This window comes from Bacillus cereus group sp. N12 (assembly GCF_016483575.1).
GTDB lineage: Bacteria > Bacillota > Bacilli > Bacillales > Bacillaceae_G > Bacillus_A > Bacillus_A toyonensis.
The window spans coordinates 1-22,237 of record NZ_JAEHBO010000065.1; the positions used below are offsets into that span (position 1 = coordinate 1).

A 22,237-nucleotide genomic window follows, 5' to 3' on the forward strand; every position below is an offset into this window, starting at 1 on the left:
TCCAAGTAATAGTGTAACATCCATGTGTATACATGGTCTTTTTCACACTGTCTACCTAAAGGGGATAATATCAGTATATAAAAGTCTTTATAAGTTAAAGGAAGATTTAAAATAAGAGATAGCAACTATCACAGTTGCTATCTCTTACTTTTGTTAATATTTTGGCTACTAATTAAAAAGGTTTTAAATTTATGGAACAAACTTGTTTCTTAGATGGTCTATTATGTGTACGTATAAAAACAGGTTTTTAAATAGGATACAGTGTATTGAATTTACTACTTGTTTTCAGTATTGAAAATTTGAAAGGAATGATGATTTTGAAAAACAAGAGGATGCTAAAAATAGGAATATGCGTTGGTATATTAGGTTTAAGTGTTACAAGCCTAGAAGCTTTTACAGGAGGGTCACTGCAAGTTGAAGCGAAAGAAAAGACTGGACAAGTGAAACATAAAAATCAGGCGACGCATAAAGAGTTCTCTCAACTTGAGAAAAAATTTGATGCTCGATTAGGTGTATATGCGATTGATACTGGTACAAATCAAACAATCTCTTATCGACATAACGAAAGATTTGCCTTCGCATCAACCTACAAGGCTTTAGCGGCAGGAGTATTACTACAGCAAAACTCAATTGATACATTAAATGAAGTCATAAAATTTACGAAAGAAGACTTAGTGGATTATTCACCTGTTACAGAGAAACATGTAGATACTGGAATGAAACTAGGAGAAATTGCTGAGGCTGCTGTTCGTTCAAGTGATAATACTGCAGGGAACATTTTATTTCATAAAATAGGCGGACCTAAAGGATATGAAAAAGCGCTTAGACAGATCGGGGATCGGGTTACTATGTCTGATCGCTTTGAAACAGAATTAAACGAAGCTATTCCAGGAGACATTCGTGACACTAGTACAGCGAAAGCAATTGCTACGAATCTTAAAGCTTTTACGGTCGGAAATGCACTTCCTGTTGAAAAACGTAAAATTCTTACAGAGTGGATGAAAGGAAATGCTACAGGGGACAAACTTATTCGTGCAGGCGTACCAACTGACTGGGTAGTTGGAGATAAATCAGGTGCTGGCCGTTACGGGACAAGAAATGATATTGCTATCGTTTGGCCGCCAAATAGAGCACCAATTATCATCGCAATTTTATCTAGTAAAGATGAGAAAGAGGCTACCTATGATAATCAACTCATTGCAGAGGCAACTGAGGTTCTAGTTAAGGCTCTTAGGTAATAGTATTTTAGTTTTCGCATTTTTAACATGAAAGTATTAAAAGTATAACGTTAGAAAACGACTTTTTTCGTGTGATAAGAGTCGTTTTTGTATTCTTATTATTAAAAAGGTAAAAGTAAAAATATAACGAATATATATGACGTATCTCATATGAAATTTCATGTACTGTATTATTTTATTAATTTAAATAAATTTCAAGAAAGTATAATATAATTCAGTTAGTATATAGAAGTGTTTGATGAGAATGTAAAGGAGAAAATATGAAAAAGAAGATTAATAGAATCGTAATGATTATTTGTATATTAGTAGGTTTTACAATCTTTTTATATTTACAGAACAATTTAATAAGTATAACTGAGGTTAAAATAACCTCTAGTAAAATACTATCCTCTTTTAAAGGGTATAAAATTCTACAAATTTCAGACTTACACAATAAGCAATTTGGCGATAATCAAGATGTGTTAATTCAAAAAATAAAAAGCATAGACCCAGATATTATTGCGATTACAGGTGATTTAATTGACGGTAAATCATACGATGCAGAAGTTAGTATGCAATTAATACGAGAAATGGTAAAGAAGTATCCTGTATATTTTGTGACAGGAAACCATGAACAATGGTCTGGAAAGTATAACAGTTTAGAAACAGAGTTGAAGAAATATGATGTCAATATTTTAAGGAATGAACATGTAGGCATTCGAAAGGGTGAGCAAGAAATAAACTTGTTAGGTATTGATGATCCAGAGTTTGTTACTGGAAACCGTGATGAAGGAAATATTATAATAGATGAAATTAAAAAAGCGAAAATTGAAATGCAGCCAGATAGATATAATGTATTATTATCCCATAGGCCTGAATTTATTAAGGAATATACGAATGAGAGATTGGATTTGGTTTTATCGGGACATGCTCATGGAGGGCAAGTTAGATTGCCATTTATCGGAGGATTAGTTGCGCCAAATCAAGGTGTTTTACCTAAATATACAGCGGGTTTATATGTAGAACAAAATACATCAATGGTAGTTAGTAGAGGGTTAGGAAATAGTATCATTCCGCAAAGAATTTTGAATAGGCCAGAAATTGTAGTTGTGCAGCTAAATTAAGTTGTACGATTTTTTTATACAAAAATGAGTAAAGGGGCTTTATGTATTTTGCAGGAGTTAACATTACAATTTTGTTAAAAATTTTCTACGTTACATAAAGTAACAAAATTTGACCTGAAGAGTTTGTTATAGTGTAAATAATCAAAAAACTTAAAAATTAGTCGAGTGAAAAGTGTGATAAAGAATTTATGTAAAAAAACTTAAAGGGGTGTACACATGCATAAAGAATATGAAATTGAAGAGTATACGGCGATTGAGGAACAAATACATTATTATTGTCAATGTTTATTAGTGAGCCATCCGGAGCAAATTATAAAATACTTAGAAAAAAGATTAGAAAAATATGCAGAAACATTACAATATGCACATTTATATCCCGATACAGTTATTTTACCGTTACAGCAATTAGTTATCGAATATTCTTTAGATCTTGCTAGAATTAGGAAGTATATGAATTTAGAAACATAAAGTAAAATGCATAGTTTAAATGAAACAGAGTCGACTTTAAGAAATTATATTCTAATGTCGACTCTGTTTCATTGTTTAATATTGTTGATTGAAAATAAATACTAATCAATGAAGATTGACATATAATGACGCAAGAGTAAAATAAAAGTGAGTACTCACTCATTTTATAGAAAAGAGGGATAATACGTGCAAAAACCTTCAATTGTTTTACAGAATGTATCGAAAAGTTTTGGGAAAAAAGAAGTTTTACACGATCTTTCATTACAAATTGAAAAAGCAGAGATATTTGGTTTAGTTGGGCCTTCAGGATCAGGGAAAACGACGCTTATTAAATTGATTGCAGGTATTAATCAAGCAACTAAAGGTAATGTATTTGTATACAACATTAACATGCCAAATTTAAATGAGATGAAAAGAATTGGCTATATGGCTCAAGCTGATGCATTATACGAAGAACTATCAGCATATGAAAATGCAGATTTTATTGCAACGATGTATGGATTAAAGGGAAAGCATAAAAAGGAAAGAATCAAAGAGGTTTTTGACCTTGTACAATTATCACAACATATGAAAAAGCAAGTACAGCATTTTTCAGGTGGGATGAAAAAGCGTCTATCATTAGCGATAGCACTTCTTCATGAACCTGAAATATTAATTCTAGATGAGCCAACAGTGGGGATAGATCCGTTGCTTAGAAAAACAATATGGGGGAAATTTTATGAACTTAAAAAGAAAGGAACAACTATTATTGTAACGACGCACATTATGGATGAAGCAGAGTTTTGTGAGCGTCTAGGATTGATTAGAGAAGGGAACTTAGTTGCGGTTGGAACGCCAGAGGAATTGAAAAAACGTGTATCATCAGGACGAATTGAAGATGTCTTTTTGTTAGAAGAGGGGGTTGAATCGTGAGAGTTAATGGTGTAATCATTCGTATTATTCGTCAATTTTTTCGAGATAAACGTTCGTTAGCTATGATGTTTGGGGCACCAATGTTATTACTTTGGCTATTGTCTTTAATATTTACACAAAAAGATTATATACCACATATTGCTGTAGTTGATGTGCCCGCTCCAATAGTAAATGTGATGAAAAATCAGGAAGCCTCAATTTATGAATATAGCAAAGAGAAAGCGATTTCTGAGTTGGAAAAACAAAAGATCGATGCAGTAATTCATTTAGAGAATGGAAAAATGAATCTTTTGTTAGAAGGTAGTGATTCATCGAAAAACCGTGCTGTACTCCAAATATTGCAAAAGAGCACAGAGAAGAATGATGTATCGATTATGAAGCCTGAAGTGAATTATTTACATGGCTCTAAAGACTTTACGATGTTTGATGGGCTCGGTCCCGTGTTAATTGGATTCTTTACATTTTTCTTTGTATTCATTTTGTCAGGAGTTTCTTTCGTAAGAGAACGTTTAAGTGGTACATTAGAGCGATTATTGTCCACACCAGTTAGACGATGGGAAATAGTTGTTGGATATATAATTGGTTTTGGAATTTTTGCATTCATACAATCTGTTATAATTGTAAGTTTTTCAGTCTATGTTTTAGATTTATATGTAGCAGGTTCTATATGGCTAACGCTACTTATTACATGTATGCTCTCTTTAACTGCACTAACATTAGGGACATTTTTATCAGCATACGCAAATAATGAATTTCAAATGATCCAGTTTATACCGCTAGTTATTGTGCCACAAATATTCTTTTCTGGCTTGTTTCCAATTGAATCTATGAATAAGTGGCTCCAAATGTTAGGGGAATTATTTCCACTCACATACGGCGCTGATGCAATGAGGCAAGTGATGATTCGAAATCAAGGATTTACAGAAATTGCATTGGATCTTACTGTATTACTACTTTTTTCACTATTATTTGCAGTAGGAAATGTATTTGCTTTAAAGAAACATCGCAAAATATAATAATGACAAAAAGGAGCCTTATACATGAAGAAGGATTGGCTTGAGGAATTAATTGCTGCAACTAATACTGATAAACGAAATGAACGTCAAATGCGTATTTTAGAAGCAGCTGTTGATATGTTTGGAGAAAAAGGATATGCTTCAACTTCAACAAGTGAAATTGCAAAGCGTGCTGGTGTAGCGGAAGGAACAATCTTCCGCTACTATAAGACGAAAAAAGATTTATTGTTAGCGGTCGTAATGCCAACTTTAACAAAGTTTGCTGCACCATTTTTCGTACAAGCTTTTGCGAAAGAAATATTTAAAACTGATTATGAATCGTATGAAGGGCTTTTAAGAGTAGTCATTCTTAATCGATTTGAATTTGCCAAAAAGCACTTTCCAATGATTAAAATATTAATTCAAGAAGTGCCGTTTCAGCCAGAGCTAAAAAGTGAAATACAACAATTAGTAGAAACAGAACTGCTTTCACATTTTAAAAAGTTAATTGTAAAGTTTCAAGAAGAAGGGGAAATTATTGAGATGCCACCACCTTCCGTGTTACGTCTTACATTATCAGCTGTTTTAGGATTTCTATTAACTCGATTTTTATTATTACCTGAAGAGAATTGGGATGATGAATTGGAAATTGAAAATACGATTCAATTTATACTGTATGGATTAACACCACGAATTTAATCATAAGTAAAAATATGTTGAAGTGTAAAGTACATATATTACTTTTAAATAAATAATAAATCGCCTTTAAAAAGGCGATTTATATTCATTATATATTTTTGATAAATAAGTACTTGTTTACTAAAAACATTATAAATTAGCGTGTTTCTTTGTCTCTTCTTCTAAGACCTAATAATCCTGCTAGTCCTAATAAACCAAGCCAAGCCCAATTATTATTTTTATCACGATTATCACTTAAATCATTTGTCGTATTTACATTTCGAGTTCTCACATCATTATTAACTCTGTCTAAGTTATTGTCATTAACTCGAGTTGAAATGTCAGTGTTATTAACTCTATTCATATTATTTCCATCGTATTCAGCTTGTGCAGATGTACCTAAAAACATAATAGATAGTGCTAAAATACTTAAAATAGATGATAATTTCTTCTTCATAACGCTCCCTCCTTTCTTATGTATTAATTTCTCCAGAGTATGTGTGTATTATTCGTTTCACAGCGTCTAAACCATCATTATAGAGGGCGCATTTATAAAACTAAATGAATCAAACTTTGCTTAAAATGTTAATCTTAGTACAATTTATATTATACGGACTAGCACTAAGGAGGTAATGAAATGCGACAATTTGCAAAACCTACAATCGTCGTAAGTAAATGTTTAGAATTTGATGCTTGTCGTTATAATGGAGAAATGATTCCGGATGTAACAATACGAAATTTGCAGCCATTTGTTACATTTATACCTGTTTGTCCAGAAGTCGAGATTGGATTGGGAATTCCTCGTGAAACGATACGAATCGTAGAAGAAAATGGTGTGAATAAACTTGTGCAACCGTCGACAAGAGAAGACGTTACTGAAAAAATGGAGCAGTTTTCAAATGACTTTTTACAAACGATATCGGATGTGGATGGTTTTATTTTAAAGAATCGTTCACCAAGTTGTGGTACGCGTGATGTGAAAATTTATTCTGGTTTTGAAAAAGCGCCAGCAAAGGGAAAAGGAGCTGGCTTATTTGGCGGAGCAGTAGTAAAAAAATTTTCGCATCTTCCTATTGAAGAGGAAGGTAGATTGTCGAATTTTATTATTAGAGAGCATTTCTTTACAAGGCTATTTACAATCGCATATTACAAAATGATTAAACACAATAAAAATATGAAAGAACTTGTATCGTTTCAGTCGGATAATAAATATTTATTTATGGCATATAATCAGGTGAAACAAAAGGAATTAGGGCGTATAATTGCAAATCACAAAAATGAAAAGATTGAAGTGGTATTTGAAAACTATGAGAAGACTTTATATGAATTATTTATGCGCACACCCCGTTATACATCGAATGTAAATGTATGCGAGCACATTTTTGGATATTTTAAAACAAAGCTAAAAAAACAAGAAAAAGATCATTTTATAGAACTGTTACAAAAGTATGCAGAAAAGAAAATACCGCTTAGTAGTTTACTTACAATTTTAAAATCATGGGCCATTCGATTTGATGAAAAGTATTTATTAAGACAAACGTATTTCGAACCATACCCTGAAGCGTTAGTAGAAATTTCTGATTCGGGAAAAGGTAGAGATTATTAAACAATAAATTACATAATTCGACACAAAACCTCCTGTGTTGTTGTAGAACAATGTAGGAATTTTTTTGTGCATTAGTACAGAATCTGTTTTAAAATTAAGTTATGACAGAATTGTAGCAATTGTCTAACTAATATTCTTGTCTTTTAAGTTGTTATGTTTGTAGTAGAAACTCGCACGCTGTCGAAACTCAATATTCGATAAGGGGTGTGTAGCGGAATGGAATTTACTCTAACTCGCGAAAAACAAATGATTAAAGAAATGGTACGTGACTTTGCTGAAAAGGAAATCGCACCGAAAGCTGTGTATTATGACAAAACTGCAGAGTTTCCATATGAAACATTTCAAAAAATGGGCGAACTAGGATTATTAGGCATCCCATTCCCAGAAGAGTATGGAGGTTCAGGTGGCGATACAGTATCGTACGCGCTAGCAGTTGAAGAAATTGGTCGTGCTTGTGGTGGTACAGGATTAAGCTACGCTGCAACAATTTCATTAGGTGCTTCTCCAATTTATTATTTCGGTACAGAAGAACAAAAACAAAAATATTTAGTTCCAATGGCATCAGGTAAAACGTTAGGCGCTTTCGGATTAACGGAGCCAAACGCTGGATCAGATGCAGGAGGTACACAAACGAAAGCTGTATTAGATGGTGATGAGTATGTAATCAGTGGTGAAAAGTGCTGGATTACAAACGCAGAGTATGCAAATACAATTATTGTAACCGCTATCAACGGTGTTGAAGAGAATGGTAGAAAACGTATTTCTGCATTTATCGTACCGACTACAAGTGAAGGATTAACGATCTCAAGTCCTTACGATAAGATGGGTGTTCGCGCTTCTAATACTTGTGAAATCGTACTTGATGGTGTGCGTGTACCGAAAGAAAATATTCTTGGTGATGTTAATAAAGGATTTAAACAATTCTTATATACACTTGATGGAGGACGTATTTCAATTGCAGCATTAGCAGTAGGTATTGCACAATCTGCATTTGAACGTGCATTGCAATATGCGAAAGAACGTCAACAATTTGGAAAAACAATTTCTAATTTCCAAGCGATTCAATTTAAATTAGCGGATATGGCGACTGAAGTAGAGTTAGCACGTAATTTAGTACATAAAGCAGCTTGGTTAAAAGATAACGATAAACCTTTCGGTAAAGAAGCGGCTATGGCAAAACTATTTGCATCTGAAGCAGCTAGTCGTATTGCGAATCATGCAGTACAAATTCATGGTGGTTATGGCTATATGCGTGAATATGAAGTTGAAAGACATATTCGTGATGCAAAACTGTTAGAAATTGGTGAAGGAACTTCTGAAATTCAACGTCTCGTAATTGCTAGACATTTAGGATGTAGATAAAAAGGAGGAATCACTATGTTTCAAAAAATATTAATTGCCAATCGCGGGGAAATCGCAGTTCGCATTATGAAAACTTGTCAAAAACTTGGAATTCGTACCGTCGCTATTTATTCTGAGGCTGATGAAAATGCCCTTCATGTAAAAATGGCAAATGAAGCTTATCTAGTAGGTGGTCCACGAGTTCAAGAAAGCTATTTAAACCTTGAAAAAATTATTGAAATAGCTAAGAAGACAAATGTTGAAGCAATCCATCCGGGGTACGGATTATTATCAGAGAATCCATCTTTTCCGATTCGCTGTAAAGAAGAAGGAATCGTATTTATTGGTCCTTCAGAAGAAATCATTACGAAGATGGGAAGTAAAATTGAGTCACGTATAGCAATGCAAGCAGCAGATGTACCAGTAGTTCCAGGTATTACTACAAATATTGAAACTGCTGAAGAGGCAATTGAAATTGCAAAACAAATTGGTTATCCATTAATGCTTAAGGCATCCGCGGGCGGCGGAGGCATTGGAATGCAGTTGATGGAAACTGAGCAAACGCTCACCAAAGCATTTGAAAGTAACAAAACAAGGGCACAAAATTTCTTCGGTAATGGAGAAATGTATTTAGAGCGTTATATTGCAGACGCGCATCATATTGAAATTCAGCTTTTAGCAGATACACATGGTAACACAGTGTACTTATGGGAACGTGAATGTTCCGTACAGCGCCGAAATCAAAAAGTAATCGAAGAAGCACCTTCACCTTTTTTAGATGAAGGTACACGAAAAGCAATGGGAGAAGTGGCTGTACAAGCTGCTAAAGCTCTTGGATATACAAATGCAGGTACAGTTGAGTTTCTTGTAGATGATCAGAAAAATTTCTATTTCTTAGAAATGAATACGAGATTACAAGTAGAGCATCCCGTTACAGAAGAAATTACGGGGTTAGATCTTGTAGAACAACAACTTCTTATCGCAAGTGGAGAGAAACTATCATTTACTCAGGATGATGTAAAACGTAGTGGTCATGCCATTGAAGCACGTATTTATGCAGAAGATCCGAAAACATTCTTCCCGTCACCTGGGAAAATTACAGATTTAACATTACCATCAAATATACGTATGGATCACTTTTTAGAGAATCATGTAACAATTACACCGTTTTATGATCCAATGATTGCGAAAGTCATTGCTCATGGTGAAACTCGTGAAGAGGCAATTTCAAAATTAGAAAATGCTTTAGAAGAGTTGAAAATTGAAGGTATTAAAACAAATACACCGATGCTACTGCAAGTGCTCGGAGACGATGTGTTCAAAAGTGGTATTTATACAACGGGTTTCGTAACGAAACAGCTTGTTAAAAAATAAGATTTATGAATATTAAGGGGGAAAAAATGATGACGAAAGTATATGCATCGATGGCAGGAAATGTTTGGAAGATAGTTGTAGGAGTAGGAGATACAGTAGAGGAAGAGCAGGATGTCGTCATTTTGGAATCTATGAAAATGGAAATTCCAATCATTTCAGAAGAAGCTGGCACAGTTATGAAAATTAATGTGCAAGAAGGCGATTTTGTAAATGAAGGAGATGTATTACTAGAAATTGAATAGGGAGATATAGGGGGAAGCGAATTGAAACTACCTAATTTTGCTGTCATTAAAGAAGTAGGGCCACGTGATGGCTTACAGAATGAAAAAAAGATTGTTGGCACAAAAGATAAAGTAAAATGGATTCAACTACTTACAGAAGCCGGATTGTCGTACGTTGAAGTTTCCTCATTCGTTCACCCAAAATGGGTTCCTGCCTTAGCGGATGCAAATGATGTCTTTTCTGAGCTAAAAAGGGATCCCAATGTTACATATGCTGCGCTTGTTCCAAATCAAAATGGTTTGGAACGAGCTTTTTTGCAAAATGTAGATGAGGTGAATGTTTTTTTATCAGCGAGTGAATCTCATAATAAAAGTAATATTAATAAATCAATTAAAGAAGCATTAACTGTTATTGAAGATATAACAAAACAGGCAATATTCGAAGGGAAAAAGGTTAGAGGTTATGTTTCTACTGTATTTGGATGTCCGTATGAGGGAGATATAAGTGCCACAGCAGTTGATGAAATATGTAATCAACTATTTTCATACGGCATTTATGAAGTTTCTCTCGGTGACACGATTGGTGTAGCGAATCCATTACAAGTAGAACAAGTATTAGAACAACTATTAAAGAAGTATGATGCTTCGCAGTTTGCAATGCATTTTCATAATACATATGGGATGGCACTTGCAAATGTAGTGAAGTCTTTAGAACACGGTATTACAACGTTTGATAGTTCTTGTGGTGGACTCGGGGGATGTCCATATGCACCGGGAGCATCAGGAAATGTTGCAACTGATGATTTAGTGCATATGCTCCATAAGTTAGGTGTCCAAACAAATATAGACGAAGAAAAGTTATGGAGAGCTAGTCAATTTATTCAAAGTAAGTTAAATATCCAATTACCGAGTCATGTGTATAGAGCGCTTCAACATAAAACGATAAGTAGGTGAGAAGATGCTACAATTACAAAATATTTCAGTTGACTATGTAACACCGCATGTTGTAAAGATTTCGTTATATCGTGAAAGACAAGCAAATTCTTTATCTTTAGCGTTATTAGAAGAATTGCAAACAATATTAACGGAAATAAGTGAAGAGTCAAATACACGTGTAGTTATTTTAACAGGGGCTGGTGAAAAAGCGTTTTGTGCTGGCGCAGATTTAAAAGAACGAGCTGGTATGAATGAAGAGCAAGTTCGCCATGCGGTTGGTATGATTCGTACTACTATGGAAATGGTGGAACAATTACCACAACCAGTTATTGCAGCTATTAATGGAATTGCTCTTGGTGGTGGTACGGAATTGAGTTTAGCCTGTGACTTTAGAATTGCTTCTGAAAATGCAAGCCTTGGTCTGACTGAAACTACCCTTGCAATTATACCTGGAGCAGGTGGTACGCAGCGTTTACCGAGATTAATTGGTGTTGGTAGAGCGAAAGAATTAATTTATACAGGAAGACGTATTTCGGCGCAAGAAGCGAAAGAATATGGTTTAGTAGAATTCGTCGTACCAGCTGATTTACTAGAAGAGAAAGCGATTGAAATTGCAAATCAAATTGCTAGTAATGGTCCTATTGCAGTTCGATTAGCAAAAGAAGCAATTTCTAATGGTGTTCAAGTAGATTTACATACCGGATTACAAATGGAAAAACAGGCGTACGAGGGTGTAATCCATACGGAAGATAGATTAGAAGGATTACAGGCATTTAAGGAAAAACGCAAACCGATGTATAAGGGGGAGTAAATGTGTTAGATCAAAAACAACAATCAAATAATTTTGAAGAACGAGTTGAAACGATTAAACAAGGTGGAGCACCGAAATATCATGAACAAAACAAAGCAAAAGGAAAACTATTTGTTCGAGATCGTTTAGCTCTTCTATTTGATAATGGCGAATATGTAGAAGATGCATTATTTGCAAATTGTGAGCAAACAGGGTTACCGGCTGATGGTGTTGTAACTGCAACTGGTAAAATACATGGGCGTACTGCGTGCGTAATGGCAAATGATTCAACTGTGAAAGCCGGATCATGGGGAGCTCGTACAGTTGAAAAGATTTTACGTATTCAAGAAACGGCTGAAAAGTTACGTGTTCCATTATTTTATTTAGTTGACTCTGCTGGAGCGCGTATTACAGATCAAGTAGAAATGTTCCCAGGGCGCCGCGGTGCGGGAAGAATCTTTTATAACCAAGTGAAATTATCAGGTAAAGTTCCGCAAATTTGTTTATTATTTGGTCCTTCTGCTGCTGGTGGTGCATATATTCCAGCTTTTTGTGACGTTGTTATGATGGTGGAAGGTAATGCATCTATGTATTTAGGATCTCCACGTATGGCTGAAATGGTTATCGGTGAGAAGGTAACTTTAGAAGAAATGGGCGGGGCTCGTATGCATTGCTCAGTATCAGGATGCGGAGACGTTTTATGTAAGACAGAAGAAGATGCAATTACACAGGCTAGACAATACATTTCATATTTTCCAAGCAACTACTTAGAAAAGACTCCATTGATGACACCTCAAGAACCGAAACAGTTCGATAAAACGTTAGAACAAATCATTCCAGAAAATCAAAATGCTCCTTTCAATATGAAAGATCTGATTAACAGAATTATAGATGACGGCTCATTCTTTGAAGTGAAAAAATTATTTGCTCAAGAGCTCATTACAGGTTTAGCACGCATTGATGGTAAGCCAATAGGTATTATTGCAAATCAGCCGCGTATGAAAGGTGGCGTTTTATTCCACGATTCAGCTGATAAAGCAGCGAAGTTTATTAATTTATGCGATGCATACCATATTCCATTATTATTCCTTGCAGATGTACCAGGATTTATGATTGGTACGAAAGTAGAGCGCGCTGGTATTATTCGTCACGGTGCAAAAATGATTTCTGCAATGAGTGAAGCAACTGTACCGAAAATTTCTATCATTGTTCGAAAAGCATATGGAGCTGGTTTATATGCAATGGCAGGTCCGGCATTTGAACCAGATTGCTGCTTAGCATTACCGACAGCTTCTATTGCTGTAATGGGTCCAGAAGCAGCGGTCAATGCTGTATATGCAAATAAAATTGCGGCTTTACCAGAAGAAGAGCGTGCAAGCTTCATTGCTGAAAAACGTGAAGAGTATAAGAAAGATATTGATATTTATCATTTAGCATCAGAGATGGTGATTGATGGTATTGTTCATCCAAACAATTTACGTGAAGAGTTAAAAGGGCGTTTCGAAATGTATATGAGTAAATATCAAGTATTCACGGATCGTAAGCATCCTGTATATCCAGTTTAAAAGCCCTATTTAGGGCTTTCTTGCTCAAAAAGTCAAGGAGGGGAAAACATTGAAACAAGCAGTTTGGTTTCCAACAGAAGAGTATAAGGAAAAAACACGTTTATATGGTTGGATGAAATCATTGGGATATGAAGACTATGAAACTTTTTATAATAAATCTATTGAGGAAACAGCTTGGTTTTGGGGAGAGGCAGAAAAAGCAGTTGGCTATCAATGGATGAAACCTTATACAGAAGTGTTAGATTTAGAAAATGGTACGCCATTTGCACAGTGGTATAATGGTGGAACATGTAACGTTGTAGAATCAGCTTTATCCCGATGGATTGCGGATGAAGTGACAAGAAAACAGCCAGCACTTCAGTACGAAGGGGAAAATGGAACTTCAAAATCATTTACATATGAAGAGCTTGACAATTGGGTAAGCCGTGTTGCCAATGGTTTGAAACAAGCGGGTATTGAGAAGGGCGATCGTGTAACAATTTATATGCCGATGATTCCGGAAACAGTTGTTGCGATGCTAGCTGTAATGAAAATCGGAGCAATTATTTCACCAATATTTTCGGGATTTGCTTCGGATGCAGTTATGACACGCGTACAAGCAGCTGGTTCAAAAATGATTATTACCGCAGATGGATTTTCACGCCGCGGGAAAATTGTTTCTTTAAAGGATGAAGTAGATAAAGCTTGTGAACATTGCCCGACTGTTGAAAAGGTGGTAATTGTTCGTCATGCAGGAAATGATTTTACACCGCATCATTATGACTTTTCATGGAGTACGCTAGAAAAAGAAAAACCATTCATACATGCCGAAGAAATGCATAGTGATGATCCTTTAATGCTCATATATACATCAGGAACGACTGGTAAGCCGAAAGGAACGGTACACACGCATGCAGGATTTCCTTTGAAAGCAGCTTTTGATGCAGGATTTGGAATGAATATTAAACAAGGTGATCGTGTATTATGGGTAACTGATATGGGCTGGATGATGGGGCCATTTTTATTATTCGGTTCACTCATAAATGGTGCAACGATGGTTATGTACGAAGGTGTTCCAGACTTTCCAGAAGCAGATCGCTTATGGGAGACGGTTGATAAATATGAAATTACTCATCTCGGTATTTCGCCAACGTTAATCCGTGCATTAATGGCAAAAGGTGATGAGTATGTGAATAAACATTCTTTAAAGAGTTTAGAAGTATTCGCATCAACAGGAGAGCCTTGGAATCCTGATCCATGGATGTGGCTGTTTGAAACAGTTGGAAAAGGAAAAGTGCCAATCTGTAACTATTCAGGCGGAACTGAAATTTCTGGTGGGATTTTCGGTAATGTTCTGATTAAGCCAATCGCACCAATTAGTTTTAACGCATCGTTACCAGGTATGGCTGCGGTTGTACTTGATGATCAAGGTAAACCAATCCGTGATGAAGTTGGAGAATTATGTTTAGAGAAACCTTGGGTTGGAATGACGAAAAGTTTCTGGGAAGACGATGAGCGTTATGTGAACACATATTGGTCACGATTTGAAAATAAATGGGTTCATGGTGACTGGGTTATTTATGATGGTGAACAATATATCATTACAGGGCGTTCAGATGATACGCTAAATATTGCTGGTAAACGTATTGGGCCTGCTGAATATGAGTCTATTCTTGTGAAACATATTAATGTAATAGAAGCAGCTTCCATTGGTGTACCTGACGATGTAAAAGGTGAGGTTTGTCATTGTTTTGTAGTATTACGAGATGGTGTAATATTTACAGCAGAATTAAAGAAAGAATTAATGAGTTTAGTAAATTCTCATATCGGAAAAGCATTATGTCCAAAGGATATCCACGTTGTAGAGGATTTGCCAAAAACACGTAATTCTAAAGTAATGCGACGCGTCATCAAAGCGGCTTACTTAGGAAAAGAATTAGGAGATTTATCATCACTTGTAAATCCAGAAGTAGTTCCACATATTCAGGGTCTACAGTCTAGTAAATTATAAATGTAGGAATGAGCTCTATGTAAATGGAGCTCATTTTTCATGTTTATAAAAAGAGAAGAAGTAAATTTGAAGTAGTAAAATTCTACTTGTATTATTACGACGTATGTTTGTTTTATAGTTTTTATCAAAATAGGATTGTGGCATGTCTATTCATTGGAGTGATTGAATTGTGTTAAGGATGAAAATTTAGTGAAGCGAAAAGTAATGAATAAAAGGAGAAATCCCTGGGGGACAGGGATTCACTAAGGGAGATAGTATTGTCGTGCAATGTCGAAATTTGGCGTATTCGACAAATTAATATTATCACGAATTTTCAGGAGATTGTGATAGGGAATGTGTCAAAAATGTGTACGTATTTCCTATTAAAGTGTTATGTAATAGGAAAAGGGAAAAAATTAAGTTCACTCGTTCTTAAGAATTTTTCCCCTTAAAATTTAGTATTTGTTCGTTATTCTATATACGTCTTAATTTGGTAAATCTTCAACATGTAAAGATTGAGTATTGCCCTTTTTGTTTGAATTATGTGCCTGCTGAGATGTTTCTTGCATTTGCTCTTGGGCTTTACTAGGAGTATTCAGCGCATCAGATGATACATGATCAAGTTGTTGACTTAATAAATCTTTTTTATCCATGTTATGTAGCTCCTTTTTGAACTTTGATATAAAAATGAAGTGTTTTTAAATAGTTACGTGGGTATTATGTATCTTTGAATGGAATTATATACACAAACTACATTGAGAAGTTAACTACTTTTAAAAATTACCTGTGATGACAAGCTGAAGAAATATAAAGATCATTAGTGATTAATAAAAGCGTTATTTTAGTAGGGTGTTTCGAAATTTCATTTAAAAAGAACATCCCAATGATAAAAAAGAGCACTGTAAATCAGTGCTCATCTTATCAGAAACTGCTTAGTCCTTAAAAACAAAACCATTACGGACAATTCACAATGGTAATAGTGACGCTAGCCATTGTTCCAGGAGAATCAAGAAGTGAAGCAGTAACGGTTACTGTTCCAGGCCCATTAGCGGCTAGAAATACAGTGGTAAAGTTACCTGAAGCATTGGTAATGACAGCAAGAGGAACCATGAAAGCAAGAGAAGGGTTACTAAATGAAAAACTGACCACGACCCCTGGAGTAGGACTACCGTTTACTAATACTTGCCCCGAAAAAAATAAAGTATTATTTCCTTGAGTGGATACACATGCTGTGGTTTCGTTAGAAGTCAAGGTAATAGATGCAGGTCCAGCAGGAAGATTAAATCCAGTTGGTCCAGTTGATCCAGTTGGTCCGGTTGGTCCAGTTGATCCAGTTGATCCAGTTGGTCCGGTTGGTCCAGTTGGTCCGGTTGAACCAGTTGGTCCGGTTGGTCCAGTTGAACCAGTAGCTCCTGTAGAACCTGTGGGACCAGTAGGGAATTGAAAGGGTTGAACAGGTGGAAGTGTAGGTCCAATAGAACCGGTATTATGTGCAACAAAAGATAAAAACTCGTCCATAATTTAGCACCTCTAAAAATTGTATTACTATTAGTAAATGTACTGACAGAGCAAAGTGAAATGGACAAGCGGTTGTATTTTAATAAATTAAACAAAATAGTTATTTGATAGAAAGAGAGAGTAGTATGATTCCTTTAGAAATTAAATATAAAAAGGCGATTATCTTCAAATCGCCTTTTGGGTAATGCAGTGCAATTTTATTCAGTTATTTGAAATATAGTTTCATTCGGTTTAGAAAATCCATACAATTTCCTTGCGAATTTTAAAATTTCTTCTTCACTACTTGTTAAAGCTTTAACATCATTCTTAAGGGAATGGCCATCCTTCTTTACAGAAGATAATTTTTGTTGTTCCGTATTCAGCGTGATTTGTTTTTCTTTAATCATTTCTTGTTGGTTATTTAGAGAATATTGAAGGACAAAAATTATAGGTACCATAATAGCCAAAGTAGTTATAATACGACGTCTTGTTTTTTTTCTATTACCTTGTTGTGTATTAGGGTTCACTTGCTGTGAGGGTATATTAGGATTTGATTGGTGTGATGATACTTTTGGGATGTTTCCCATTAAAATGCCTCCATTACTGATTGTAGAATTTAAACCGTTTAAAAGTATTATAAATGTTTAATGGGAATTTTAGAAGATATTTTAATATAGTTGCATATCGTAAAGTTTAAACAAAATCCTTATTTACATAAAAGAAACACCGATTGTCTGCGAGGCTCCTAAGGATAATCATCAAGTAATGAAGTACTCGACTAATTAACGATATCACGAATTTTTGGGTAAAAACACTGAAAAATCCGTTTAAATTAATAGGAGTATCATTTGAAATAAAAACGCTATTTTAAAAGGGAAGGGAATAATGATGATTCCATGGGATAAGCGAGTATACATTGTATCAAGGTGATCATTTTATTACAGAGGGGACAATTGTAGAGGTTAGTGAAAAGGCAAATAAATCATTATATTGGCTCCAGTGCATGATAGCTCCAAGTTATGAAAAAGTGTGCGGGAATAGTACAAAGCGACTTCGGTTGATTCGGATAGATAATGACGAAGAATGAGATGATTAAGGATAGGTATTGAATATGCCATATTTGTATGAATCAAGAGCAAAATATAGCCAATATATAGGTGTTGGAATTGTTCTAAAGGTAGCAATATCTGAAATATAAATAATTGAGGGGAGTGAACTAAAAATGGAAACTAGCACTTTTTTAGGATTATTTTGGGGATGGATCACGGTTATCGTATCGGGAATACTTTTCGTACGCCCATCGGTATTACGTGAATTGAAAAAATTAGTGGTTGAAGACAGAGGGTTTGGTATTATGTACGGTTTTTTATCGATTTTCCTAGGGCTAGGCACTGTAATCCTACATAATGTATGGGCATTCAACTGGCAGGGGTTCCTAACGGTTATTGCATGGCTTGCATTATTAAAGGGAATTTACATAATTGTATATCCTGAACCCTCCAAGAAAACTGATTTTGAATTAAGGATACTAACTACACGTATAGCGCTCGCTATCATTGGCGCTTTGGCTTTATGGATGCTTATAGTAATCTATATAAAATAATCTTTTTCTAATGAGAAATATACTAAAATATGAGAAAAGGCTATAATACTAATTATAAATTTAGTCCTACTGGAAGAATCCGTGGACATCAAACTAAAAAGGGCGTTATTATAGTGCTCTGTAGTTTGGTGTCCACTTTTTTATTTTTAATTAACAAAATAAATCAGTGGTGTTTTTATAAATGACGCAATTAACTTCCGAATTAAAATTGACCGAAAAGAAACGTATGTTTGTTCGGAAGGGGTGTTAAAGAAATTATTACAACTGTGTAAGGTTAATGTAATATTAATCGATAGTAAATCAAGATACTTAAGTGTATTTTTAATAGGATTTGAAAGTACTGTTTTTAACATATTGGGTTAAATAAAATTTAATTAGGAAGTGTAATACAATGATTGAGATTAAATCTATGATTTATTCGTACAAACTAAAAAGAAGAATAGCTAAAGATTTATATGGCAGCAGAGATGAGTTGACGATGTTATTAAATGAATTTAATAATATGAAAAGTAAAGTGAAGTCTGACAAAAAGAAAAATAATATGTTATCTCGTTTACAATTAATGTACCAAAATATGAAATTAGACAAGCAGTATTCTCTTCCGTTTGCTCTTAATAGTAGGTTATTGGAGCGATTAGAAGATGAATCTATTCAAACAACTGAAGAATGTGTATCATGTCTACACGTAATGTTAGAAATAAATTATGAGAAAATAAAACATTATGGATCTAATACAAGTAGGTCATTTGTTCCGTTATCACAGTCTTCCATTTGTCTTGCTGATTTTGTTTGTTTGACAGGATTTGTTTTATTAGGCTTACTAGGAACAATTACATTTGGAGGGATAATGTAATCTTTTTATTCACTTACATAAAGGACCACTCATTTAAGGTGTATTTTTTAGTTACATGGAAGAGCTCATGCGATAGACAGAGAAGAATGACACGGATGCTAATTTCTAGTTGCTCATTGTTAATGCATTGTGTAACTAGAAAGATAAAATGTTATGATGCTAGGAATAACAAGGGATTTAGCGTTTGGGCTAGTTACACAAAATATAAGATATGGGTAACTCATAGTAAACGTGAAATGATAAACCCTATGTTGTCGCAGTGATTAAGTGAGTATGTTGAGGGTTTGTTATTGATGCAAAATTAAGTGTTACAGGACTTAATGCACCATAGCAAAAAGGAAAACTTACTACTGTAAATAAAGTGTATGTGAAATAATTACAAAGTCGATTTATAAGAGTCAGCTTATATTTCGACACTCCACTCAACTTGTAACTATAGATGCCAGTCTAAATCTCTACGTGTTAATATACAAAAAGCCGACTATACTCAGTCAGCTTTTTGTATATTATATTCTAGTATTTATCGATCCCAAAAGACATATTCTTTCCGTTAAGTTGACATTAAAATCTTACCAATGTTTTCTTTTACAATGACAACAAATAAAGAAACATTTACAACGACACTTATTTCGTTTAGAACTCCAATCATCATCACAATGATGCTTTTCTTTAGACTTCCACCAATCATCATTACAATGCTTTTCCTTAGAACTCCAATCATCATCACAATGATGCTTTTCTTTAGACTTCCACCAGTCATCACAACAATGCCGTTTCTTCGAACTCCAGCAATCATTATTCCAGGACATTTTTTTATACCTCCCTTCAAATAGGATTACTATCATTCTATGTTTTAGTGAAGAAATGGCTTGTTTATAAACCTATTATTTTATCTTTATATGATAGAGTGCTTTCTACTACATATAGAATTCATAAAAACTATGCTAATTTCCAAGAGATAGTGGAGAGAATTACTGGTTATGACATTTATCAATAAACACATGTTGAAGAAAACATTCTGATTATAAATAATATCTAATTTTGGAGTACGTTTTTCTGAATGTATATTTCAAAACAGCAGAGAAAAAATATATTATATTACTGCAAACAAAGCCTATGTATATGTAAAGTAATAGGAAAAACAGCTAACTCTTAAAGGAGCTGGCTTATTAAAAGAAAAAAAGATTCATTTGATAAAGAGGTTATCTAAACTTTAAATTCAGCAGAATTAAATCCAAGTCCCCTCATTAAACAAGCCGCTAACTGTTAAAGAATTGTTTTTATAATTAATAAAGAAAAAAATGTTTAGTACAATTGTTTGTTTTTTTCTTTCTATGTGTTTGCCTCGTACACTTTTAAGCTAGTGGACATACTTTACTAATAGAAAGGATTAGGGGGTGAGGTTTTGGGTTCTCGATTTAATAATTGTAAAAAGAAATGTACATGTAAACAGGATGATTGTTGGGAGATATTCGAAGAGTGTAAAAAGGAAAAGCATGAGAAATGTGATAATTCTTGTGTACAAGGAATTAGAGATGAGCTTAAGAAATTAATTAATCGAACAGTTCAAATTAATACAGAGGGACGTACTTATGTAGGTACTGTTGCGTCTGTAAGTTGCGATGTAGTTAAGCTTGCAGCTATTCCTGGATCTGTTGCAGTAATTATCTCCATTTGCAAAATTGAAGCAATTTTCCCTCCTGTTACAACGATTACTGCAGAGTTTAATTTTAATGGTGTTGACGTAGCAAATAAAGCATAAGTATGCTTTGTTTGTAAAGCCATTCTGATGAATGGCTTTATTTTAATTTCGTATAAAAGGAGAATATATTCTTTATATAGAAATAAGTTTGAGGCTATAAAGAGTGATGTACGAAAGGAGAATGAGAGTGATTAAATTAGTGCCCTTTAAAAGATCTGATTTCAAACAATTAATAAGTTGGATTCATTCCGAACAATTTTTAATACAGTGGTCAGGAAATGCATTTACATATCCTTTAAACGAACAGCAATTAGAGAAATATATAGAAAGTGCAAATACACTTGCTTTCAAAGTAATAGATGAAAAGACTGAAGAAGTACTTGGTCATATTTCACTTGGTCAAATAGACGATATAAATAAGTCTGCGAGAATTGGAAAAGTGTTAGTTGGTAATACGAAAATGAGAGGGCGTTCAATAGGAAAACATATGATGAAAGCAGTACTTCATATTGCGTTTGAAGAATTAAAACTACATAGAGTAACTCTTGGCGTGTATGATTTTAATACGTCGGCCATTTCTTGTTATGAAAAAATAGGATTTGTAAAAGAAGGTTTATTAAGAGATTCAAAAAAAGTAGGAGAAACGTATTGGAATTTATGGGAAATGAGTATGCTAGAATATGAATGGAATAATAAAAAATAATAGTTTTTTATAATTTTATTATGTTAATTAAAAGGGATTGGTGGGAAATTATGAATAGAAAGACTATAGTAATCACAATTGCAGCTGTTTCAGGGGGAGGTAAAACTACTATTACAGAAAGTTTAACTCATGAGTTAACAAATTCAAAAGCGCTATTTTTTGATAGTTATAACTTTGATAACTGTCCTGCTGATATTTGTAAATGGATTGATGATGGAGCGAATTATGACGAGTGGATACTTACACCATTAATTCATGATATTCAGCATCTTATACGAGATAGTAAATTAGACTATATTATTGTAGATTATCCTTTTGCATACTTAAATAGAGAAATGGGGCAGTTCATTGATGTAACTATATTTATTGACACACCTTTAGATATTGCAATGGCTAGAAGAATTTTACGAGATTTTAAAGAAGATACTATGAGTGAAATACATAATGATTTAAAACATTACATGGCACATGCGAGAAAAGCTTATTTAGAGGCAATTCATACTGTTAAACCGAATTCAGATATCGTATTGGATGGATCTTTTTCTGTAAGTGAAATAATTAATCATGTTGTTGAGGAACTTGACCGAAGAGAAGTGATTGTCGATGGTTAAATGTATAGAGGAATATGTACAAGTTGATGATTTTAAAATGTATACGAAAGTATTCCAAGGAAAGAAGTGGTA

Annotated in this window: 26 protein-coding genes and 1 pseudogene; 22 read left to right on the forward strand and 5 right to left on the reverse strand. The window is 34.2% G+C overall.

Features of this window, described 5'->3' with window-relative positions; genetic code table 11:
• Positions 1-311 precede the first annotated feature (311 nt).
• From bla to JDS92_RS22815, 6 genes are all read left to right on the forward strand, one after another.
• A complete protein-coding gene (bla, locus tag JDS92_RS22790; protein ID WP_199632561.1) occupies positions 312-1,238 on the forward strand; it encodes a class A beta-lactamase Bla1 in 927 nt (308 codons plus the stop codon).
• 260 nt (positions 1,239-1,498) lie between these two features.
• Positions 1,499-2,341: a metallophosphoesterase gene (locus JDS92_RS22795; RefSeq protein ID WP_199632551.1), complete on the forward strand. Its 843-nt coding sequence runs from the start codon at positions 1,499-1,501 to the stop codon at positions 2,339-2,341.
• Between the two features lie 216 nt (positions 2,342-2,557).
• Positions 2,558-2,809: a hypothetical protein gene (locus JDS92_RS22800; RefSeq protein WP_000548627.1), complete on the forward strand. Its 252-nt coding sequence runs from the start codon at positions 2,558-2,560 to the stop codon at positions 2,807-2,809.
• A gap of 186 nt (positions 2,810-2,995) precedes the next feature.
• The gene (locus tag JDS92_RS22805) at positions 2,996-3,721 is read left to right on the forward strand and encodes an ABC transporter ATP-binding protein (RefSeq protein WP_199632552.1); all 726 of its coding nucleotides are present in this window, start codon (positions 2,996-2,998) and stop codon (positions 3,719-3,721) included.
• Complete coding sequence (locus JDS92_RS22810; RefSeq protein ID WP_199632553.1) at positions 3,718-4,737, forward strand: ABC transporter permease; 1,020 nt, start codon at positions 3,718-3,720, stop codon at positions 4,735-4,737. Before JDS92_RS22805 ends, JDS92_RS22810 begins: the two co-directional genes overlap by 4 nt.
• 24 nt (positions 4,738-4,761) lie before the next feature.
• Positions 4,762-5,415, forward strand: a complete 654-nt coding sequence (locus tag JDS92_RS22815) for a TetR/AcrR family transcriptional regulator (protein ID WP_097959373.1) — start codon at positions 4,762-4,764, stop codon at positions 5,413-5,415.
• A 136-nt stretch (positions 5,416-5,551) separates the two neighbouring features.
• On the opposite strand, the gene JDS92_RS22820 is transcribed toward JDS92_RS22815, so the two are convergent.
• Positions 5,552-5,851 (reverse strand): WGxxGxxG family protein, encoded by a 300-nt coding sequence (locus tag JDS92_RS22820; RefSeq protein WP_199632554.1) that lies wholly within the window; start codon positions 5,849-5,851, stop codon positions 5,552-5,554.
• Positions 5,852-6,031: 180 nt separating this feature from the next.
• Here JDS92_RS22820 and JDS92_RS22825 point away from each other — a divergent pair, with 180 nt between their 5' ends.
• The 8 genes from JDS92_RS22825 (at position 6,032) to JDS92_RS22860 (ending at position 15,217) form a co-directional block, all read left to right on the forward strand.
• Positions 6,032-7,000, forward strand: coding sequence for a YbgA family protein (locus JDS92_RS22825; protein ID WP_001248624.1), 969 nt, complete (start codon positions 6,032-6,034; stop codon positions 6,998-7,000).
• Positions 7,001-7,216: 216 nt separating this feature from the next.
• The gene (locus tag JDS92_RS22830) at positions 7,217-8,362 is read left to right on the forward strand and encodes an acyl-CoA dehydrogenase (RefSeq protein ID WP_000397277.1); all 1,146 of its coding nucleotides are present in this window, start codon (positions 7,217-7,219) and stop codon (positions 8,360-8,362) included.
• A gap of 15 nt (positions 8,363-8,377) precedes the next feature.
• A complete protein-coding gene (locus JDS92_RS22835; protein WP_000486760.1) occupies positions 8,378-9,715 on the forward strand; it encodes an acetyl-CoA carboxylase biotin carboxylase subunit in 1,338 nt (445 codons plus the stop codon).
• A gap of 26 nt (positions 9,716-9,741) precedes the next feature.
• The gene (locus tag JDS92_RS22840; RefSeq protein ID WP_001987345.1) at positions 9,742-9,957 is read left to right on the forward strand and encodes an acetyl-CoA carboxylase biotin carboxyl carrier protein subunit; all 216 of its coding nucleotides are present in this window, start codon (positions 9,742-9,744) and stop codon (positions 9,955-9,957) included.
• A 21-nt stretch (positions 9,958-9,978) separates the two neighbouring features.
• Positions 9,979-10,890 (forward strand): hydroxymethylglutaryl-CoA lyase, encoded by a 912-nt coding sequence (gene mvaB / locus JDS92_RS22845; protein ID WP_199632555.1) that lies wholly within the window; start codon positions 9,979-9,981, stop codon positions 10,888-10,890.
• A gap of 4 nt (positions 10,891-10,894) precedes the next feature.
• Positions 10,895-11,683, forward strand: coding sequence for an enoyl-CoA hydratase (locus JDS92_RS22850; protein WP_000939822.1), 789 nt, complete (start codon positions 10,895-10,897; stop codon positions 11,681-11,683).
• 2 nt (positions 11,684-11,685) lie between these two features.
• Positions 11,686-13,227, forward strand: coding sequence for an acyl-CoA carboxylase subunit beta (locus tag JDS92_RS22855; protein WP_000886736.1), 1,542 nt, complete (start codon positions 11,686-11,688; stop codon positions 13,225-13,227).
• A 49-nt stretch (positions 13,228-13,276) separates the two neighbouring features.
• Positions 13,277-15,217 carry an AMP-binding protein gene (locus JDS92_RS22860; RefSeq protein ID WP_000806477.1) on the forward strand — a complete coding sequence of 647 codons (1,941 nt, stop codon included), beginning with the start codon at positions 13,277-13,279 and terminating at the stop codon, positions 15,215-15,217.
• 464 nt (positions 15,218-15,681) lie between these two features.
• On the opposite strand, the gene JDS92_RS22865 is transcribed toward JDS92_RS22860, so the two are convergent.
• Positions 15,682-15,849, reverse strand: a complete 168-nt coding sequence (locus tag JDS92_RS22865; protein ID WP_000358201.1) for a hypothetical protein — start codon at positions 15,847-15,849, stop codon at positions 15,682-15,684.
• 317 nt (positions 15,850-16,166) lie between these two features.
• Between JDS92_RS22865 and JDS92_RS31025 the strand changes: the two genes are divergently transcribed.
• Entirely contained in the window at positions 16,167-16,412 is a 246-nt protein-coding gene (locus JDS92_RS31025) for a hypothetical protein (protein WP_242476024.1), read from the forward strand.
• A 15-nt stretch (positions 16,413-16,427) separates the two neighbouring features.
• Positions 16,428-16,640 (forward strand): hypothetical protein, encoded by a 213-nt coding sequence (locus tag JDS92_RS31435; RefSeq protein ID WP_307838339.1) that lies wholly within the window; start codon positions 16,428-16,430, stop codon positions 16,638-16,640.
• A gap of 17 nt (positions 16,641-16,657) precedes the next feature.
• On the opposite strand, the pseudogene JDS92_RS31280 reads toward JDS92_RS31435, so the two are convergent.
• Together JDS92_RS31280 and JDS92_RS22875 are read right to left on the reverse strand one after the other, a co-directional pair.
• A pseudogene (locus JDS92_RS31280) lies at positions 16,658-16,714 on the reverse strand (exosporium leader peptide-containing protein); the annotation flags it as partial.
• A gap of 197 nt (positions 16,715-16,911) precedes the next feature.
• A complete protein-coding gene (locus tag JDS92_RS22875) occupies positions 16,912-17,280 on the reverse strand; it encodes an FtsB family cell division protein (protein ID WP_000526884.1) in 369 nt (122 codons plus the stop codon).
• Between the two features lie 329 nt (positions 17,281-17,609).
• Here JDS92_RS22875 and JDS92_RS22880 point away from each other — a divergent pair, with 329 nt between their 5' ends.
• The 3 genes from JDS92_RS22880 to JDS92_RS22890 all read left to right on the forward strand — a co-directional run bounded on the left by JDS92_RS22880 (position 17,610) and on the right by JDS92_RS22890 (position 19,149).
• Positions 17,610-17,780 carry a hypothetical protein gene (locus tag JDS92_RS22880; RefSeq protein WP_002060404.1) on the forward strand — a complete coding sequence of 57 codons (171 nt, stop codon included), beginning with the start codon at positions 17,610-17,612 and terminating at the stop codon, positions 17,778-17,780.
• 135 nt (positions 17,781-17,915) lie between these two features.
• Positions 17,916-18,296, forward strand: coding sequence for a hypothetical protein (locus tag JDS92_RS22885; RefSeq protein WP_000450240.1), 381 nt, complete (start codon positions 17,916-17,918; stop codon positions 18,294-18,296).
• Positions 18,297-18,687: 391 nt separating this feature from the next.
• Positions 18,688-19,149 carry a hypothetical protein gene (locus tag JDS92_RS22890; RefSeq protein ID WP_000569865.1) on the forward strand — a complete coding sequence of 154 codons (462 nt, stop codon included), beginning with the start codon at positions 18,688-18,690 and terminating at the stop codon, positions 19,147-19,149.
• A gap of 550 nt (positions 19,150-19,699) precedes the next feature.
• Here JDS92_RS22890 and JDS92_RS22895 read toward each other — a convergent pair.
• The gene (locus tag JDS92_RS22895) at positions 19,700-19,978 is read right to left on the reverse strand and encodes a hypothetical protein (protein WP_176549963.1); all 279 of its coding nucleotides are present in this window, start codon (positions 19,976-19,978) and stop codon (positions 19,700-19,702) included.
• A gap of 576 nt (positions 19,979-20,554) precedes the next feature.
• Between JDS92_RS22895 and JDS92_RS22900 the strand changes: the two genes are divergently transcribed.
• From JDS92_RS22900 to JDS92_RS22910, 3 genes are all read left to right on the forward strand, one after another.
• Positions 20,555-20,911, forward strand: a complete 357-nt coding sequence (locus JDS92_RS22900) for a hypothetical protein (RefSeq protein WP_000535570.1) — start codon at positions 20,555-20,557, stop codon at positions 20,909-20,911.
• Between the two features lie 103 nt (positions 20,912-21,014).
• Positions 21,015-21,554 carry a GNAT family N-acetyltransferase gene (locus JDS92_RS22905; RefSeq protein ID WP_140158460.1) on the forward strand — a complete coding sequence of 180 codons (540 nt, stop codon included), beginning with the start codon at positions 21,015-21,017 and terminating at the stop codon, positions 21,552-21,554.
• A gap of 50 nt (positions 21,555-21,604) precedes the next feature.
• Positions 21,605-22,165 (forward strand): nucleoside/nucleotide kinase family protein, encoded by a 561-nt coding sequence (locus JDS92_RS22910; RefSeq protein WP_001080626.1) that lies wholly within the window; start codon positions 21,605-21,607, stop codon positions 22,163-22,165.
• Positions 22,166-22,237 lie beyond the last annotated feature (72 nt).

What these genes read in the sequence shown, in the direction of transcription:
- JDS92_RS22830 (WP_000397277.1), top strand. Translation starts at nt 7,217, where the DNA reads ATGGAATTTACTCTAACTCGCGAAAAACAAATGATTAAAGAAATGGTA.
- JDS92_RS22795 (WP_199632551.1), top strand. Translation starts at nt 1,499, where the DNA reads ATGAAAAAGAAGATTAATAGAATCGTAATGATTATTTGTATATTAGTA.
- JDS92_RS22850 (WP_000939822.1), top strand. Translation starts at nt 10,895, where the DNA reads ATGCTACAATTACAAAATATTTCAGTTGACTATGTAACACCGCATGTT.
- JDS92_RS22885 (WP_000450240.1), top strand. Translation starts at nt 17,916, where the DNA reads ATGGAAACTAGCACTTTTTTAGGATTATTTTGGGGATGGATCACGGTT.
- JDS92_RS22875 (WP_000526884.1), bottom strand. Translation starts at nt 17,280, where the DNA reads ATGGGAAACATCCCAAAAGTATCATCACACCAATCAAATCCTAATATA.
- JDS92_RS22800 (WP_000548627.1), top strand. Translation starts at nt 2,558, where the DNA reads ATGCATAAAGAATATGAAATTGAAGAGTATACGGCGATTGAGGAACAA.
- JDS92_RS22910 (WP_001080626.1), top strand. Translation starts at nt 21,605, where the DNA reads ATGAATAGAAAGACTATAGTAATCACAATTGCAGCTGTTTCAGGGGGA.
- JDS92_RS22815 (WP_097959373.1), top strand. Translation starts at nt 4,762, where the DNA reads ATGAAGAAGGATTGGCTTGAGGAATTAATTGCTGCAACTAATACTGAT.
- JDS92_RS22865 (WP_000358201.1), bottom strand. Translation starts at nt 15,849, where the DNA reads ATGGATAAAAAAGATTTATTAAGTCAACAACTTGATCATGTATCATCT.
- JDS92_RS22825 (WP_001248624.1), top strand. Translation starts at nt 6,032, where the DNA reads ATGCGACAATTTGCAAAACCTACAATCGTCGTAAGTAAATGTTTAGAA.
- JDS92_RS22890 (WP_000569865.1), top strand. Translation starts at nt 18,688, where the DNA reads ATGATTGAGATTAAATCTATGATTTATTCGTACAAACTAAAAAGAAGA.
- bla (WP_199632561.1), top strand. Translation starts at nt 312, where the DNA reads ATGATTTTGAAAAACAAGAGGATGCTAAAAATAGGAATATGCGTTGGT.
- JDS92_RS22840 (WP_001987345.1), top strand. Translation starts at nt 9,742, where the DNA reads ATGATGACGAAAGTATATGCATCGATGGCAGGAAATGTTTGGAAGATA.
- JDS92_RS22835 (WP_000486760.1), top strand. Translation starts at nt 8,378, where the DNA reads ATGTTTCAAAAAATATTAATTGCCAATCGCGGGGAAATCGCAGTTCGC.
- JDS92_RS22820 (WP_199632554.1), bottom strand. Translation starts at nt 5,851, where the DNA reads ATGAAGAAGAAATTATCATCTATTTTAAGTATTTTAGCACTATCTATT.
- JDS92_RS31025 (WP_242476024.1), top strand. Translation starts at nt 16,167, where the DNA reads ATGGTAATAGTGACGCTAGCCATTGTTCCAGGAGAATCAAGAAGTGAA.